Raw genomic sequence first — 16,780 nt, forward strand, 5'->3', positions numbered from 1 at the left:
GACCTTGCGGACCTTGCCGGTGGCGGTGCGGGGGAGGGCGTCCGTGAAGACGAAGCGCTTGGGGACCTTGAAGCCGGCGAGCCTCTCCCGGGCGAACGCGGTGAGCTCGGCGGCGAGGGCCTCGTCCGCGGCTGCCCCTGCCCCGCCGGCCGCCCCGGTCTCGTCATCCACCGCGCCCGAGGTCGTCCCCGCCGAGCCTGCGCTCTCACCCGCGCTCGCCTCGGCGCGGACGACCACCGCGGTGACCGCTTCGCCCCACTGCGCGTCCGGCGCGCCGATCACGGCGACCTCCGCGACGGCGGGATGGCCGTAGAGCACCTGCTCCACCTCGATGGGGTAGACGTTCTCACCGCCGGTGATGACCATGTCCTTCTTCCGGTCCACGAGGTGGTAGAGGCCGTCAGCGTCCACGCGGGCGAGGTCCCCGGTGTGGAACCAGCCGTCCCGGAACGCCTCCGCGTTCGCATCCGGGCGGTTCCAGTAGCCGGGGGAGACGGAGGGGCCGCGGACGAGGAGCTCGCCCACCTCTCCGACGGGCACCTGCTCGCCTGCGGCGTCCACCACGCGGAACTCCACGTGCGGCATGGGCCGGCCCACGGACCCGGCGTGGGAGCGCACGAACTCCGAGGGCAGCATCGAGGCCGCCGCCGCGGTCTCCGTGAGGCCGAACCCCTCCGTGAAGGCCACGCCCTTGGCCAGCAGGCCCTCGATGACGGGCAGGGGACACGGGGCACCGCCGGAGATGGCGACGTCCAGGCTGGACACGTCGTGTCTGTCCGTGGCCCCGGACTGCAGGACGGCGCCCCACATGACGGGCACGGCGAAGGCCTTGGTGACGCGGTGCCTTTCGACCGAGGCCGCCCACGTCTCCGGGTCGAAGGACTCCAGCACCACGGTGCAGGCGCCCCAGTATGCGCCGGGGAGCGTGTACACCGCGAGCGCGCCGATGTGGAACAGCGGTGCGACCGCGAGGTTGACGTCCAGCTGGTTCAGTCCGCGTTCGATGCTGTTGTGGTACAGCGAGACCCAGAAGAGGTTGGAGTGGGTGAGGATCGCGCCCTTGGGCCTGCCGGTGGTGCCCGAGGTGTACATGAGCACCACGGGCGACTCCGGGTCGACCTCGGGCAGGTCCGGGGCATCGGGGCCCGCAGCGGAGTCCAGCAGCGCGTCGAAGCCCGCGCGGACGCCGTCCCGGCGCTCCTGAGCGGTCGCCAGGGTGAGGATCTCCCGGACCTCGGAATCCTCCGCGGCGGTCCGGGCCGTCTCCTCCAGCGAGGTGGTGGCGAACAGGAGCGTGGCGCCGGAGTCCTTGAGGATGAACGCGATCTCGCCAGCCGTGAGCCGGAAGTTCAGCATCACCGTGATCGCACCCAGCTTGGCGACGGCGAAGACGAGCTCCAGCATCTCCGGGCAGTTGAGGCTGAGGACGGCCACGCGGTCGCCGGGGCCCACGCCCCGCTCCCGCAGCGCGGTGGCCAGGTGCGTGGTGCGCTCCTCCAGGTCCGCGTAGGTGACGAGACGGCCGGTGTCGCCGTCGACGAGTGCGGGACGGTCGGGGATGCGATGGGCGTGGATGGCGGGCCAGGTGCCCAGGGGGACGCTCACGGGATTCTCCTTCGAATCGAGGATGCGCGGGAGCCTGCGGACGATGCCGCAGCGCGGGTCGCGGCCCCGTGGGCTGCGCTTCGCCGCGCATGACGACCCGGGTCCGCACTGTGATGCAGGCAACACGCTAGGGCAATCCATGAAAACAATCAATCCAGATTGATCGTTCATCTGAACTGTGCCACAGTGAGTGGCGAACGGCACGGACGGATCACCGCACTGCGAGGACGCGGGGCGGACGCCCGCCGGCCTCACCGAGTCGACGCTGACCCACCCAGAGGAGCACCTCCGCATGGACCTCACCACCGCACTCGACCTGCTGGAACAGGAGACCGCGCAGCTCGACGCCCTGGTCTCCGGCCTGCCGCCCGCACAGTGGGAGACGCCCACCCCGGCGGCGGGCTGGACGGTCGCGGACCAGATCGCGCACCTGCACTGGACGGACACGGCAGCGCTGCAGTCCGTGACCGGTGATCCCGCCTTCGACGAACTCCTGCGTGCTGCGGCACAGGCAGGAGCCTCCGGGTTCGTGGACAGTGAGGCCCATCGCCTGGCCGCACTGCCGCAGGAGGAGCTGCTCGCGGCCTGGCGTCAGGGGAGGGACCGGCTCGCCGCGGCACTGCGGGAGGCCGACCCGGGGGAGCGGCTGCGGTGGTTCGGGCCGCCCATGCGCCCCCTGTCGATGGTCACCGCCCGGATCATGGAGACCTGGGCGCACGGTCTGGACGTCCACGACGCGCTCGCCGTGCCCAAGCCCGCCGGGCCGGCTCTCGCGGCGGTCGCCCGGCTGGGCGTGCGCACGCGCGGCTTCTCCTTCGCCTCCCGCGGACTCGAGGCCCCGGAGGCCGAGGTGCGGGTGGAGCTGGAGCTGCCGGGGAAGGAGCCGCTGGTGTTCGGGCCCGCCGAGGCCGCGGACCGGGTGACGGGCACCGCCTGGGGCTTCGCCGCGGTCGTCACGCAGCGGCGGAACCTCGCGGACGTGGAGCTCGCCGCCGAGGGCGAGGGTGCGCAGGCGTGGCTGGAGATTGCGCAGGCCTTCGCGGGAGGCCCCACGCAGGGGCCGGCGCCGGGAGAGCGTGTGACAGCCGCAGCGGGAGGTACACGATGAGCGCACACACGGACGGCACGGCGCAGCACGGCCGCCCCCTGCGGGTGGGCAACGTCTCCGGCTTCTACGGCGACCGCCTCTCCGCCTGGGAGGAGATGCTGGAGGCCGGCGTGGACGTCATCACCGGCGACTACCTCGCGGAGCTCACGATGCTCATCCTCGCCCGGCAGAAGGCCAAGGATCCGGAGGCCGGCTATGCCAGGACCTTCCCCGCGCAGCTGCGCGGGGCGCTGCAGCGGATCGTCGCGGCGGGCACCCGCGTGGTTGCGAACGCCGGGGGGATGAACCCGCAGGCGCTCGCCCGCCTCATCCGGGAGCAGGCGGCGGAGGCGGGATCCGACGTGCCGGTGGCGTGGGTGGACGGAGACGACCTCACGGACCGCGCCGAGGAGCTGGGGCTGGGCACGCCCCTGGCGGCCAACGCCTATCTGGGCGGCTGGGGCATCACGGAGGCGCTGCGGGGCGGCGCCCAGGTGGTGGTCACCGGCCGGGTCACGGACGCCGCTCTCACCACCGGCCCGGCCGCGTGGTTCCACGGCTGGAGCCGGGACGACCACGACGCACTGGCCGGGGCGATGGCCGCGGGCCACGTGATCGAATGCGGCATGCAGGCCACGGGCGGGAACTTCTCCTTCTTCCGCGAGATCGCGGACCTCCGCCGGCCCGGCTTCCCCCTCGCAGAGATCGCCGCGGACGGCTCCTCCGTCATCACCAAGCCGGCGGGCACCGGCGGAGCGGTCACGGCGGAGACGGTGCTGTCCCAGCTGCTCTACGAGGTGGGCGGAGCGCGCTACGCCGGCCCGGACGCCACCCTGCGGCTCGATTCGATCCGGCTCACGGACCTCGGCGAGGACCGCGTGCGGATCAGCGGCGTCCGCGGCGAGGCGCCGCCGCCGGACCTCAAGGTCTCCGTCACGGAGGTGGGCGGCTTCCGCCAGGAGATCGTCTTCCAGCTCACCGGCCTGGACGCGGAGGCGAAGGCGGAGCTGATCCGCAGTCAGTTCGAGTTCGGCCTGGAGGCCGCTGGACTGCCGCGGCCGGCGCAGATGGCGTGGAACCTCGCGCGCACGGACCGGCAGGACGCCGTACAGCAGGAGGAGGCGACCGCGCGGCTCACCCTCGTGGCCCGCGACCCCGACCCCAAGACGGTGGGCCGGTCGTTCGCGAACCTCGCCGTGGAGTTCGCCCTCGGCTCCGTGCCCGGGTTCTTCACGGGAGCTCCGCCCGGGGAGGCTTCCGTCTACGGCCGCTTCCGTCCGGAGTCCGTGCCGCAGGACGTGCCGGTCCACACCGTGCACCTCCCCGACGGGACCGAGGCCGTCATCGACCCACCCGCGGACACCCGGGCGCTCTTGTCCACGGAGGCGGACGTGCGCAGCGCAGGGACGCCCGAGGTGGGTGAGGCCGGCTCCGCGGAGAGCGGCGAGGGCACAGGAGCAGGGTCTGCCCCTGCGACGACCGGGACCGGTCCGGACGGCCACACCGGTGCCGGCCTCGGCGACAGCCCAGGTGGCGAGAGCGACCCCGGGAGCGCGGAGGACTCCGGCCTCGGTGGTGGGGCCCCTGCACCTGCGACCCCCGCGTCCGCGAACCCTGTGGGCACGGTGCGGGTGCCGCTGGGGCATCTGGCCGGCGGGCGCAGCGGCGACAAGGGCGGCAGTGCGAACATCGGCCTCTGGGCCCGCACGGATGCGGTGTGGCAGTGGCTGCGCGCGGAGCTCGCGCCCGCCCGGCTCCGCGAGCTGCTGCCGGAGACGGCACACCTGGACATCGACAGGGTGGAGCTGGAGGGGCTGCGGGCGCTCAACTTCACCGTCCACGGGCTGCTGGGCGAGGGCGTGGCCTACCGCGCACGCTTCGACCCACAGGCCAAGGGGCTGGCGGAATGGCTGCGGAGCAGGCGCGTCGACGTTCCCGCGGACCTGGTGCCCGCAGCTCTGGTGCAGCCGGACGGGTCCACCGCCGGCCCGGTTCCCCTCGACGACTTCTTCACACAGGAAGGCACAGCGCAGTGACCCACACCTACACGCACGAGCTCGCAGGCGATGAGGAGATCGCGGCGCTGGCGGAGACGACCGCCGGCTTCGTCCGCACCCACGTCCTCCCCCACCAGGACGAATGGGAGGAGGCGGGTGAACTCCCACGCAGTCTCCACGAGCAGGCCGGTGCCCTGGGTCTCCTGGGCGCGGCTTATCCGGAGGAGGTGGGCGGCGGCGGAGGCGGCGTGCGCGCGAGCGTGGCCGTGACGGAGGCCGCTCACCAGGCGGGCATGTCCGGCGGGACGTTCGCCTCGCTCTTCACCTCCGGGATCAGCCTCCCCCACCTCGTGCAGGCGGGCACTCCCGAGCTCATCGACGCCTACGTCCGGCCCACGCTGGAAGGGAAGCTCATCGGCTCCCTCGCGCTCACGGAACCCGGCGGCGGCTCCGATGTGGGCGGGCTGCGCACCCGCGCGGAACGGGACGGCGACCACTACGTGCTCACCGGGGAGAAGACCTTCATCACCTCCGGCGTTCGCGCGGACTTCGTCGTCACCGCCGCACGGACGGGCGGACGCGGCTCCAAGGGCGTCTCGCTCATCGTGGTGCCCACGGACACGCCCGGCTTCACGGTGGCGAAGCGGCTGCGGAAGATGGGCTGGCACGCCTCCGACACCGCAGAGCTGCACTACGACGGCGTGCGCGTGCCGGTCTCCCTCCGCGTGGGCGAGGAGAACGTCGGCTTCGCCTACATCTCCCAGGCGTTCGTGAGCGAGCGGCTGGGGCTGGCGGCGCAGGCCTACGGCGGCGCCCAGCGGGCCCTCGACCTCGCCCTCCAGTGGTGCCGGGACCGGGTGACGTTCGGCCAGCCCCTCATCACCCGCGACACCGTCGTGTCCACGCTGGCGGAGATGACGCGGCGGATCGACACGGCGCGCGTGTACACGCGTGAGGTCGCGCGCCGCTGGGACACGGCGGCGCAGAACCGGGCGAGGGCGGCCTCGGGCGCGGGTGAGGCCGGCATGGGCGGGACGGAGGCGGGTGCGGAGCTGCTGAGCGCCGGCCAGGGCGATGAGCTCGACCTCGTGGCCGCCGCCTGCTTCGCCAAGAACACCGCGGTCGAGGCCGCGGAGTGGACCGTCAGCCAGGCCGTGCAGCTGTTCGGCGGCATGGGATACATGGCGGAATCCGAGGTGGAGCGGATCTACCGCGACACGCGGATCCTGGGAATCGGCGGGGGCACCACGGAGATCCTCACCACCCTGGCGGCGAAGCGCCTGGGGTACACGGGATGACGGGCCGGGCGCTGAGGGCAGGCCGTACGCAGGTACTGGCCCACTTGGGACGAGAAGACGCCCCGGCGGCGCAGGGAAGAGGCCGTGCGCAGGTACTGGCCCACACGGGACGGAACGACGAACAGGGGCACACAGCATGACTGCACTCACGACCGCAGTGGACACCGGGGCGGAGGAGTACGCGGCTGCGGCTGCGGCGATGCGCGCCAAGCTGCAGGAGCTCGACGAGGTCAACGCGCAGCTCGCCGCCGCGGGCGGGGAGAAGGCGGTGGAGCGCCACCGCAAGCGAGGAAAGCTCACTGCCCGGGAGCGGATCGACCTGCTCGTGGACCGCGATGCGCCGTTCCTCGAGCTGTGCCCGTACGCCGCGTGGGGTTCGGACTTCCCGGTGGGCGCCTCCGTGGTGGGCGGGATCGGCGTGGTCTCCGGCGTGGAGTGCATGATCGTGGCCAACGACCCCACGATCGCCGGCGGCACCACCAATCCGCGCACGCTGAAGAAGCAGCTGCGGCTCAAGGACATCGCGATGGAGAACCGGCTGCCGATGATCAGCCTGGTGGAGTCCGGCGGCGCCAATCTGCCCACGCAGAGCGAGGTGTTCATCCCCGGCGGCGCCACCTTCCGGCACCTCGCGGAGATGTCCAAGGCGGGCATCCCCACCATCTCGATCGTGTTCGGGAATTCGACGGCGGGCGGCGCCTACCAGCCGGGCATGAGCGACCACGTCGTCATGATCGAGCAGCAGTCCAAGGTGTTCCTGGGCGGCCCGCCGCTGGTGAAGGCCGCGACCGGTGAGGTGAGCGACGACGAGTCCCTGGGCGGTGCTCAGATGCACGCGCGCACCAGCGGGCTGGCCGACTACCTCGCCCGTGACGAGCAGGATGCCCTGCGCATCGGCCGGAGGATCGTGGCGCGGCTCAACCATCGCAAGGAGGGGCCGGCGCCCGGACCGGTCGCCGCCCCCCTGCACAGCGGCGAGGAGCTGCTGGGCATCGTGCCGGAGGACCTGCGGATCCCCTTCGACCCGCGCGAGGTTCTCGCCCGGGTGGTCGACGGGTCCGACTTCGACGAGTTCAAGCCCCTCTACGGCTCCGGCATGGTGACGGGCTGGGCGCGCATCCACGGCTACCCGGTGGGGATCGTCGCGAACTCCAAGGGCGTGATCTTCAGCGAGGAGGCGCAGAAGGTCACCCAGTTCATCCAGATCGCCAACCGGCAGCGCACCCCCCTTCTCTTCCTCCACAACACCACCGGCTACATGGTGGGCCGGAAGTACGAGGAGGGCGGGATCATCAAGCACGGCTCGATGATGGTGAACGCGGTCTCCACTTCCACGGTGCCGCACATCTCGCTGCTCATCGGCGCCTCCTACGGTGCCGGCCACTACGGGATGTGCGGACGCGCCTACAACCCGCGCTTCCTCTTCGCGTGGCCCTCTGCCAAGTCTGCGGTGATGGGAGGGGCGCAGCTGGCGGACGTCGTCACCTCGGTGGCCAAGGCCTCGGCGGAAGCGCGCGGTCTGCCCTTCGACGACGAGAAGAACGAGCTGCGGCGCGCGGCGATCGAGAAGCAGATCGAGGCGGAGTCCCTGCCGCTGTTCCTCTCCGGGATGGTCTACGACGACGGCATCATCGACCCCCGGGACACCCGCACCGTGCTGGGGCTCTCGCTCTCCGCCATCGCGACCGGACCCGTCGAGTCCGACCGCACCTACGGAATCTTCAGGATGTGATCGCCGGTATGACTGCTCAGCCCTCTCCCCTCACCCGGGTCCTCGTCGCCAACCGCGGCGAGATCGCCCGCCGTGTCTTCGCCACCTGCCGGGCCCGCGGGATCGGCACCGTGGCCGTGTTCTCCGATGCGGACGCGGACGCCGCCTTCGTCTCCGAGGCGGATTCCGCCGTGCGCCTGCCCGGCACCTCGCCCGCGGACACCTATCTGCGCGGGGACCTCGTCGTCGAGGCCGCCCTGAGTGCGGGCGCGGACGCCGTGCACCCCGGTTACGGCTTCCTCTCCGAGAACGCGGACTTCGCCCGGGCCGTGCTCGCGGCCGGTCTCACCTGGATCGGTCCCACGCCCGAGTCGATCGAGCAGATGGGATCCAAAGTCGAGTCCAAGCGGCTCATGGCCGAGGCCGGTGTGCCGGTGCTCACGGAGCTGGAGCCCGAGGTCATCACGGAGGCGGATCTGCCGGTGCTGGTCAAGGCCTCCGCGGGCGGCGGCGGCCGCGGCATGCGCGTGGTCGAGCGGCTCGCGGACCTGCGCGAGACCGTGGAATCGGCCTCGCGGGAGGCCGCGAGCGCCTTCGGCGACGCCACGGTGTTCTGCGAACGCTACATCCCGGAGGGCCACCACATCGAGGTCCAGGTGTTCGGGGACTCCCACGGCCGGGTGTGGGCGGTGGGGGAGCGCGAGTGCTCGGTGCAGCGCCGCCACCAGAAGGTCGTCGAGGAGGCGCCGGCACCTCTCGTGGAGCGCCACGGCTCCGCGATGCGGGCCAGGCTCTACGAGGCGGCGCGCAGTGCGGCGGAGCGGATCGGCTACGTGGGTGCGGGCACGGTGGAGTTCCTCGCCGCGGACGACGGCTCCTTCTACTTCCTTGAGATGAACACCCGCCTGCAGGTGGAGCACCCGGTCACGGAATGCACCACCGGGATGGACCTCGTGGGCCTGCAGCTGGACATCGCCGCCGGCGGTGCGCTCACGGGGGAGGAGCCTGAGTCCTCGGGTCACGCCATCGAGGTGCGCCTCTACGCGGAGGACCCGGACGAGGACTGGCAGCCGCAGTCCGGTCCGGTCCATGCCTTCGCGGTGCCGGGGGCGGACGTCGCCTTCGCGGTTCCGGGCGCGGGCGGGGTGCAGGGTTCCGGCCCGCAAGGTGTGGGTCGGCAGAGCTCCGGTCTGCAGGGGCCGGCGCTGCGCCTCGACGCCGGACTGGAGGCGGGGGAGACGATCACGACGTTCTACGACCCCATGATCGCCAAGGTGATCGGTGTGGGCCCCACCCGGCAGGCGGCCGCGCACGTGCTGGCCTCCGGTCTGGAGTCGATGCGCTGGGACGGGCCCCGCACCAATGCTGACCTGCTCGCGGCGGTGCTGCGGGAGCCGGGGTTCCTCGCGGGGGAGACGACGACCCGGTACTTCGAGGACCATCCCGAGGTGTTCGGCTCCGGCGCGGATGAGACGGCGGTGGCCGCCGCGGCGGTCGCGGCCGCGGTGGCCTCGGGTGCGGCAGCGGCGGCAGGTGCGGTCGCAGGGCCCGGGGACGTGCTGGTGTCCACGGCGGGCACGGGTGCGGTGAGCGGCGAGGAGGCGCTCGCACTCGCGATCGCACAGGACCACCCCCGGCCCGCGGTGGGCGGCTGGCGGCTGTTCCACGCGGACTGGCGCTCACGCACCTTCACCGTCGACGGTGAGGAGATCACCGTCGAGTACCGCCAGCGGCGGGACGCCTGGGAGGTGAACCCGGAGAGCCTGCCTGCAGGCGCGGACATCCGCGTCGTCGCGGCGGCTCCCGGCAGTGTGCGGCTCAGCGTGGACGGCGTCGAACGCCGGTACGCGGTGTCCCGGCGCGGGCGCAGCGTCATGGTGTCCTCCTCCGCGGGGGCGCTGCGGCTCGAGGAGGCGCCGCGCTACACGGATCCCAGCGCGGTCGCAGCACCCGGCAGCCTGCTCGCACCCATGCCGGGCACCGTGCTCCGCGTGGGTGCGGAAGTGGGGCAGACCGTCTCCGCCGGTCAGCCCATCGTGTGGCTGGAGGCGATGAAGATGGAGCACACCATCAGCTCGGACGCGGACGGGGTGCTCGTGGAGCTGCGTGTGAGTGCCGGGGACCAGGTGGACGTGGGCACGATGCTCGCGGTCATCGAGGACCCGGATGCGGAGGGTGTGCATGCGGAGGGCGCCGGCACCGCGGGCAGTGCTGGTGCTGCGGGCAGTGCTGACGGCGCGGATGCGACTCGGGGAGGACGGTCATGAGCCCGGTGCGCTACGAGGTGAGCGGTTCGACGGCGACCCTGGTGCTCGACGAGCCGCGCAACCGCAACGCGATCACGCCGGAGCTGCTGGAGGGGATCGCCTCCGGGCTGAGGGCCACGGAGGAGGATGCGCGCATCCGCGCCGTCGTCCTCACGCACACGGGCAACACCTTCTGCGCGGGTGCGGACCTCAGCCGGGGGAAGCGGGGGAAGCAGGGCAGCGCGGGCGCGGCCTCGGCTGAGGGCGATTCCGCCGATCCTGCTGATCCCGCCGCGGAGCAGCGGGAGCGCGGGCGGGCGGCCGCGGACGTGTGCCGGGCTCTGCTGGAGTCCCCCAAGCCGGTCATCGCCGCGCTCGACGGGCATGTGCGTGCCGGCGGCATGGGGTTCGTCGCCGCCTGTGACGTGGTGCTGGCGGGGCCGCGCGCCACCTTCGGCCTGAGCGAGGTGCGGATCGGAGTGGTGGCGGCGATGATCGCTCCGCTCGTACTCGCGCGGTTGGGTGACAGGACGGCGGCGGAGTGGTTCCTGCGCGGAAGTGCGGTGTCTGCTGCGGAGGCCGCCTCGGCAGGCTTCGTCACCCGCGCGGTGCCGGCGGGCGCCGAGGCGGCAGGCGGGGTGTCGGGTGGTGCCGGAGCGGCACGGACCGCGGCCTCGGCGGCGGACGCACCCCCGGCCTCGGCCTCTCCGGTGCTGGCAGAAGCGCTGGAGGAGGTGCTCGGGGACCTGCGGAAGGCGGCACCGGCGGCGCTCGCGGCTTCGAAGCGGCTGGTCAACAGACGTGTGCTGCGCCGCGTGGAGGAGGAAGGGGAGGAGATGCTCGACCTGTCCGCCTCGTTCTTCCTCAGTGACGACGCCCGCGCGGGGATGGGCGCGTTCCTCGCGAAGGAGGCCCCGCCGTGGGTCGTGGGCGAATGAGCGCCGCCTACGATGAGGGGTCATGACCACCACGACGCGCCGCGACCCCGCCTCCGCTGACAGCACCGCCCACGAGGACGGTGCGGACGCGGGCGGCGTCGTGGACGCGCGCGCTCAGGTGGGAGAAGGCGAGGCGCCGGGCAGCCGCGTGCAGGCGGGCGGCCAGGGGGCGGCCAGCGGCCAGGCAGGCGGACAGGCACCGGTCGGCGGCGTGCGTGCGCCGCAGCAGGACCGGAGCCGGGCGACCCGGGCGCGGATTCTGCAGTCGACCGTCGAATGCCTGGCGACGCGCGGCTGGCAGGCGACCACCACCTCGGTCGTGGCCGAGCACAGCGGCGTGAGCCGGGGTGCCCTGCAGCACCACTTCCCCACGCGCGAGGGCCTGCTGCTGACCGCGCTCGAGCACATGTTCGAGGACCGGGTGACCCGCTACTTCGCACCGCAGGAGGGCGAGGGGTTCGAGAGCGATGCCGAGGACCGCGTCGCACCCGCTGCAGAGGCAGGCGGCGGCGTGTCCGAGGAGGCGGGCGGCGATCCCGAAGGACTCCCCGGCGGGGACCGGTTCGAGCAGCTGGTCGAGCAGGTCCTCGACTACTACACCTCCGACCTGTTCAAGGCGGCCCTGCAGATCTGGACGGCCGCGGCGGCCGAACCCTCGCTGCGGGAGAGGATCCTGCCGCTCGAGCAGAAGTTCGCGAAGGACGTCTACGACATGGCGGTGCGCACGCTGCGCGCGGACGTGAGCGATGAGCGGACGCATCGCCTCATCCAGACGACTCTCGACCTGGCACGCGGGCTGGGGCTGGCGGACGTGCTCAGCGACGACTCCGCGCGCAGGCGCAAGATCGCCCGGTTCTGGGCGGAGGAGCTGCGCTCGATCAGGCGGACGGACGGTTCCAGCCCGGGCTGACGACGGCGTCGCCCGGTGCCGGCGGCTCATCCGAGAACTCAACGAGGAGGAAGACGATGATGATGACGGCAGTTGACATGACGATCCCGCAGGTTCTCGATGCGCAGGCGGAGCGCTTTCCGGAGAGGGAGTTCGTCCGCATCGTGGGGAAGGACGAGGTGCTCACCTTCCGCGGGCTCGCCGAGGAGTCGAAGGGCTTCGCACGCGCTCTCGCGGCGAGGGGAGTCGGCCCCGGCGACCGCGTGGCGGTGGCGGCCGAGAACGGGCGGGAGTGGCTGGTCGCGTTCTTCGGAGTGCTGCGCCTCCGGGCGATCGCAGTGACGATCAATCCGCTCTACCGCGAGGGCGAGCTCATGCACATGCTCGCGAGCACCGGGACGAAGGCGGTGGTCTCCTCTGCACGCTCAGGCGAGTACAGCCTTGCGGGCTTCTACGCCGAGGCCGAACTGCCCGAGCTCGAGACGGTGGTGCTCATCGGCGAGGATTCGGATCTCCGACCGGGGCAGGTGTCCTTCGAGCAGGTGTGCAGCACCGGTGCGGGGCTCTTAGCTCCCGCGGAGCCGCCCGCACCCGCGGAGGGTGCTGAGGGCGGTTCCGCCGGCGATGCTGCTGTCATCCTCTTCACCTCGGGCACCACGGGCAGAGCGAAGGGCGCGGTGCTCACGCACGCGAGCCTTCTCGCCTCCGCCGCTGCGCAGGTGGAGGAGTTCGGGTTCGGGGAGGAGGACCGCCTTCTCGGGATCATGCCGCTCAACCACGTGGGCGGGCTCACCTGCACCGTCCTCAGCGGTCTGCTCGCCGGCACCGTGATCGAGATGCTGCCCCGGTTCCATCCGACGGTCGTTGCGGATCTGCTGGTGGCCGGACGGCTGTCGGTCATGGTGGGCGTGCCGACGATGCACATCATGGTCCTCCAGGACGAGAGGCTGAAGGTCGCACGCCTCTCAGCGGTGCGGCTCTGTGTGATCGGCGGTTCCAACGTCGAGTCCGCCGTCGCGGCCGCTCTCGCAGAGCGGTTCCCCAACGCGAGGCTCGCCAACCTGTATGGGCTGTCCGAGACCTCCGGTGCCTGCGTGATCTCGCCCGCAGGCGTCTCACACGAGGAGCTGTCCGCGTCGATCGGTGCTCCCATCGGTGCCTTCCGCGCACAGGTGGCGGATGAGCTGGGTCGCCCGCTGCCTGCAGGAAGCCCCGGGGAGCTGCAGATCTCAGGAGGCTGCGTGTTCCAGGGCTACTGGGGGCTGCCGGAGGCGACGGCGGAGACGCTCACCCCCGATGGCTGGCTGAGCACAGGGGACATCGCGGTGATGAGCGAGTCCGGCCGCATCTCCCTGCGCGGCCGCAGCAAGGAGATGTACGTGCGCGGCGGCTACAACGTCTACCCGGCTGAAGTGGAGAACGTCATCTCTGCGGTCCCCGGGGTGGGCATGGTCGCGGTCGTGGGCACGACGGATGAGAAGTACGGTGCGACCGGCAGGGCGTACGTTCAGCGAGCCGGAAATCGGCCTGGCCCTGACGGGGTGAACGAAGAGGAGATCCTCGCCGCCTGCCGGACGGCGCTCGCGGAATACAAGGTTCCGGACTCCGTCGTGTTCGTCGAGTCTCTGCCCCTCACCCCTTCGGGCAAGATCCGCAAGACGGACCTCGGAGGCTGAGCCACCTCGCCTGCAGGCCTCAGCGCAGGTCTGTGCTGTGGCTGTGTCGGCTCGCGCCGTGCCGGTCTGTGCCGGAGATGGTCCGCGCCGTGCAGCCTTGGTCCGCACTGGGATCGGCACAGAACGAACCTCAGCTCCGCGCTCCGAACACGCTCGAACCCACCCGGACCATCGTCGCGCCCTCGGCGATCGCGAGTGCGTAGTCGCCGCTCATCCCCATCGAGAGTGCGGTCGCGTCCGCCGGCAGAGCGCCGGTCTCGCGGAGGCGCTGGGAGAGTTCACGCAGGTCGGCGTACGAGGGACGGATCTCCGCTTCCGTGGCGCCGGGGAAGCCGATCGTCATGAGCCCGCTGATCCGCAGGTGCGGGAGGACGCGCACCTGCTCGGCCAGGGCTTCGGCGTCCGCGGGCGCGACCCCGGACTTCGACTCCTCGCCGGAGGTGTTCACCTGGAGCATCACCTCGAGCACGGGTGCCACGGCCCCGGCGGGGGCGATGCCGCTGGTGATGTGGTCGGCGTGCTCCGCACCCGAGGCCGTGCTCGGGGCCGTGCCCGTGGTGGTGCCCAGGCTCTGGGCCGGCGACGTTCCGCGGACGGTTCCCGGCGCCTCGGCGGCGAGAGCTGCGGCGCCCTCGTGCAAGAGGGTCTCGATCCGCGCACTGAGCTTCTGCGCCACCGCGACGTCGTCGATCGACTGCACGCAGGCGGCCCCGGCACGCAGCGTGTGGTTGACCTTGTTCTTCTGCAGGAGGCCGATCAGATGTGCCTCGTGCGGCACGTCGGCCAGGTCCGGGGCCTTCGCCACGAGCTCCTGGACGCGGTTCTCCCCGATCAGCGTGAACCCCGCCTCCAGAGCGACCCGGATCCGTGCGGCCGGCTGGGTCTTCGTGGCGAGCAGGATGCGGACGGCCTCGGGCGAACCGTGCGCCTCGTTCGCAGCCGTTCGCACCTTCGCCGCGACTTCGTCGAGCCGGTCGCGGATCGCCTGTGCTTCAGCGAGCTGGAGTGCGTCAACGTCAGTCATGGTCCGCATTCTCTCAGAGCGGAACACGTGCTTCGCCGTGGTGTCTGCGGTATCAGCTACCCCTGTGCCGCGTTCGGCGAGAGCCGATCTCGTCGAGGGAGACGAGGCCGTCCTGTCGCAGGAGCGCGGCCACAGGCTCATGATCGTCGAAGATGTACGCGCGAGCGAGCAGATCGTTGAAGCGCTCCGCCGGTTTCAGGCTGGTCTCGGAGACGGGAATCGTGAGCAGAGTACCAGTGCCGTGGCCGATGAGATGGGCATTGGCGGCGAAGAGCGCAGAACGCTTGTTGCCGTCCTGGAACGGCTGCGCCTTGGCCACTTCGATGAAGAGGTCGATGGCCGCGGCAACAGGATCCTCGCGGGCAAGGCTGCCTTCGATGAGGGCCTGCAGTCCGTCACGGTCGATTGCGACCGGTTTGTGCCGTCCGTAGACGGTGGTGACGCCGATGCCCATCGTCGCAGTCCGGAACTGGCCGGGATGGAGCGATCCCGAGCGCGTGATCCGGGAGTTGAGGCTGATGAGCAGATCGGCGTCGACGGGCGCCCCCGCTCGTTCGAGCACGGTCGTCGCGACATCGCGGAGGTCCTGCAACAGGAACAGGTCCTGCTTGGAGTTGATGCCGTCTGTGCTGTTCGAAGCGAGGAAGCGCTCAGTGCTGAGCCGATTGCTCGACAGGCCGTCGAAGACCTTGCCCGCGGAGTAGACCACGCCAGTGAGGTCGGTGAGGGTGAGACCTTCCACGGTTCCTCCTTCATGCGGTTTCATGCAGTCTGCGATCGGGGGCGCCGGGCTCATCTTCCCATGCCACAGCCTCACAGCAGCGTTTCGCACCTTCTGACGGTGTGCACACGTGTGTACATGCGCACACCGTCAGAAGGTGCGAAACGCTGTCCAGGGCGCCAGGCGTCAGCACCTACCGGACCTCAGCACCCGCCGGACCTCAGAACCAGTGCTCGGCCAGCAGGCGGAGGGACCGCTCCCGCACCGCGGAGTCGTAGGCGTACGTCGTGAGGATCAGTTCGTCCGCACCTGTCCGCTCGACGAGCTCCTGCAGCTGGTGCACCGCCGTCTCCGGGGCTCCCACCGCCTTGATCCGCAGCATCGCCTGGTCGCGGCCACCCTGTGCGGCGAGTTCGGCCGGGTCCACCGGTGGCTGGAGTCTGCGGCGCTGACCCCGCTGGATGTCGAGGAACATCTGCTCCAGCACCGTGAACTCCCGCTCGGCCTCCGCGTCCGTGGGCGCCACCATGACGTTCACGCCGGCCATGACGTATGGCTTCTCGATCTGCGCGGTGGGTGCCTCCGTGGTGAAGGAGTTCCGGTAGACCGCGATCGCCTCGTCCAGCTGATCCGGGGCGAAGTGGGAAGCCACGGAGAACGGCAGGCCCAGCTGGCCGGCGATGGAGGCGCCGTTGACCGTGGAGCCCAGCACCCAGATGGGCACCTCCGTCCCGGCGGACACAGCGGAGCGGATCGGCACGCTGTGGGCCTGCCCCTCGGGCCCGAACCACCCCTGCAGATCGAAGATGGACTGCGCGAACGCCTGCGGCTCCGCCGAGGAGCGGTTGAGCGCCTGCGCCGTCATCATGTCCGTGCCCGGCGCGCGGCCCAGCCCCAGGTCGATCCTGTCCCCGTGCATGTTCGCCAACGTCCCGTACTGCTCCGCCACCATGAGCGGTGCGTGGTTGGGCAGCATCACGCCGCCGGAGCCCACCCGGATACGCTCCGTGGCCGCCGCGGCCGCGGAGATCAGCAGCGCGGTGGCGCTGGCGGCGAGGTTGTCGGTGTTGTGGTGCTCGGCGAACCACAGCCGGTGGTAGCCGAGCTCGTCCGCGAGCCGCGCGCCCCGCACGGAGGCGGCGATGGCCTGACGGGCGGTCTCGCCCTCGGAGATGGAGACGAGGTCGAGGATGCTGAGGGGAACGGACACGGTGGGGGCCTTGCTTTCCTGGATGCGGATTCGTTGTTGCGCGCGGGTGTGGGCCTGTGCCGGCCGCTGCCGAGGCGCGCTGCTTCTGTCCCCGCAACAACCCCGGACGACGGTTCCCGTATTCCGGACGACGGGGATGAGCGCTGGATCCGGACGACCATCGTCCACGGCGCTGTCTCCTGTGTGCCATGCGGCGGGGGTGCAGCTCCAGGACGGACCCCGCGCTCTCCATGTGAACCACCGTGACCGCCTCCGTTCCTCCGGTTCGCAGGGGATGGGAGAATCATCCGCATGACCGCTCAGCAGCACTCCGCGTCTTCCGCCCCCACCGCGCCCGGCGAGGCACGGGCCACCTCGGCTGAGGAAGCCCCGTCCGCC

12 protein-coding genes are annotated in these 16,780 nt (G+C 71.6%); 8 read left to right on the forward strand and 4 right to left on the reverse strand.

What is annotated here, in order from left to right:
• Positions 1-1,605 (reverse strand): long-chain fatty acid--CoA ligase (locus Q0A33_RS13560; protein WP_291797812.1); only part of this gene is annotated, 1,605 nt, incomplete at its 3' end.
• Positions 1,606-1,897: 292 nt separating this feature from the next.
• Here Q0A33_RS13560 and Q0A33_RS13565 point away from each other — a divergent pair.
• The 8 genes from Q0A33_RS13565 to Q0A33_RS13600 all read left to right on the forward strand — a co-directional run bounded on the left by Q0A33_RS13565 (position 1,898) and on the right by Q0A33_RS13600 (position 13,447).
• Positions 1,898-2,713, forward strand: a complete 816-nt coding sequence (locus Q0A33_RS13565; RefSeq protein WP_291797815.1) for a TIGR03084 family metal-binding protein — start codon at positions 1,898-1,900, stop codon at positions 2,711-2,713.
• Positions 2,710-4,728 (forward strand): acyclic terpene utilization AtuA family protein, encoded by a 2,019-nt coding sequence (locus Q0A33_RS13570; protein ID WP_291797818.1) that lies wholly within the window; start codon positions 2,710-2,712, stop codon positions 4,726-4,728. Before Q0A33_RS13565 ends, Q0A33_RS13570 begins: the two co-directional genes overlap by 4 nt.
• Positions 4,725-5,987: an acyl-CoA dehydrogenase family protein gene (locus Q0A33_RS13575; protein ID WP_291797821.1), complete on the forward strand. Its 1,263-nt coding sequence runs from the start codon at positions 4,725-4,727 to the stop codon at positions 5,985-5,987. Before Q0A33_RS13570 ends, Q0A33_RS13575 begins: the two co-directional genes overlap by 4 nt.
• 136 nt (positions 5,988-6,123) lie before the next feature.
• The gene (locus Q0A33_RS13580; RefSeq protein ID WP_291797824.1) at positions 6,124-7,719 is read left to right on the forward strand and encodes a carboxyl transferase domain-containing protein; all 1,596 of its coding nucleotides are present in this window, start codon (positions 6,124-6,126) and stop codon (positions 7,717-7,719) included.
• A gap of 8 nt (positions 7,720-7,727) precedes the next feature.
• Positions 7,728-9,965, forward strand: coding sequence for a biotin carboxylase N-terminal domain-containing protein (locus tag Q0A33_RS13585; protein WP_291797827.1), 2,238 nt, complete (start codon positions 7,728-7,730; stop codon positions 9,963-9,965).
• Complete coding sequence (locus tag Q0A33_RS13590; RefSeq protein WP_291797830.1) at positions 9,962-10,882, forward strand: enoyl-CoA hydratase-related protein; 921 nt, start codon at positions 9,962-9,964, stop codon at positions 10,880-10,882. The genes Q0A33_RS13585 and Q0A33_RS13590 overlap by 4 nt, the downstream gene beginning before the upstream one ends.
• Before the next feature lie 22 nt (positions 10,883-10,904).
• Positions 10,905-11,792, forward strand: coding sequence for a TetR/AcrR family transcriptional regulator (locus Q0A33_RS13595; protein ID WP_291797833.1), 888 nt, complete (start codon positions 10,905-10,907; stop codon positions 11,790-11,792).
• Between the two features lie 62 nt (positions 11,793-11,854).
• Positions 11,855-13,447, forward strand: a complete 1,593-nt coding sequence (locus Q0A33_RS13600) for a class I adenylate-forming enzyme family protein (RefSeq protein WP_291797835.1) — start codon at positions 11,855-11,857, stop codon at positions 13,445-13,447.
• A 130-nt stretch (positions 13,448-13,577) separates the two neighbouring features.
• Here Q0A33_RS13600 and Q0A33_RS13605 read toward each other — a convergent pair whose 3' ends face one another.
• The 3 genes from Q0A33_RS13605 to Q0A33_RS13615 all read right to left on the reverse strand — a co-directional run bounded on the left by Q0A33_RS13605 (position 13,578) and on the right by Q0A33_RS13615 (position 16,402).
• Entirely contained in the window at positions 13,578-14,471 is an 894-nt protein-coding gene (locus Q0A33_RS13605) for a YggS family pyridoxal phosphate enzyme (protein ID WP_291797838.1), read from the reverse strand.
• A gap of 52 nt (positions 14,472-14,523) precedes the next feature.
• Complete coding sequence (locus Q0A33_RS13610; protein WP_291797841.1) at positions 14,524-15,213, reverse strand: Fic family protein; 690 nt, start codon at positions 15,211-15,213, stop codon at positions 14,524-14,526.
• A 199-nt stretch (positions 15,214-15,412) separates the two neighbouring features.
• Positions 15,413-16,402, reverse strand: coding sequence for an LLM class flavin-dependent oxidoreductase (locus Q0A33_RS13615; RefSeq protein ID WP_291797844.1), 990 nt, complete (start codon positions 16,400-16,402; stop codon positions 15,413-15,415).
• Between the last annotated feature and the right edge of the window lie 378 nt (positions 16,403-16,780).

The organism is Brevibacterium sp. (genome assembly GCF_022712115.1).
In the GTDB taxonomy this organism is placed as follows: Bacteria; Actinomycetota; Actinomycetes; order Actinomycetales; family Brevibacteriaceae; genus Brevibacterium; species Brevibacterium salitolerans.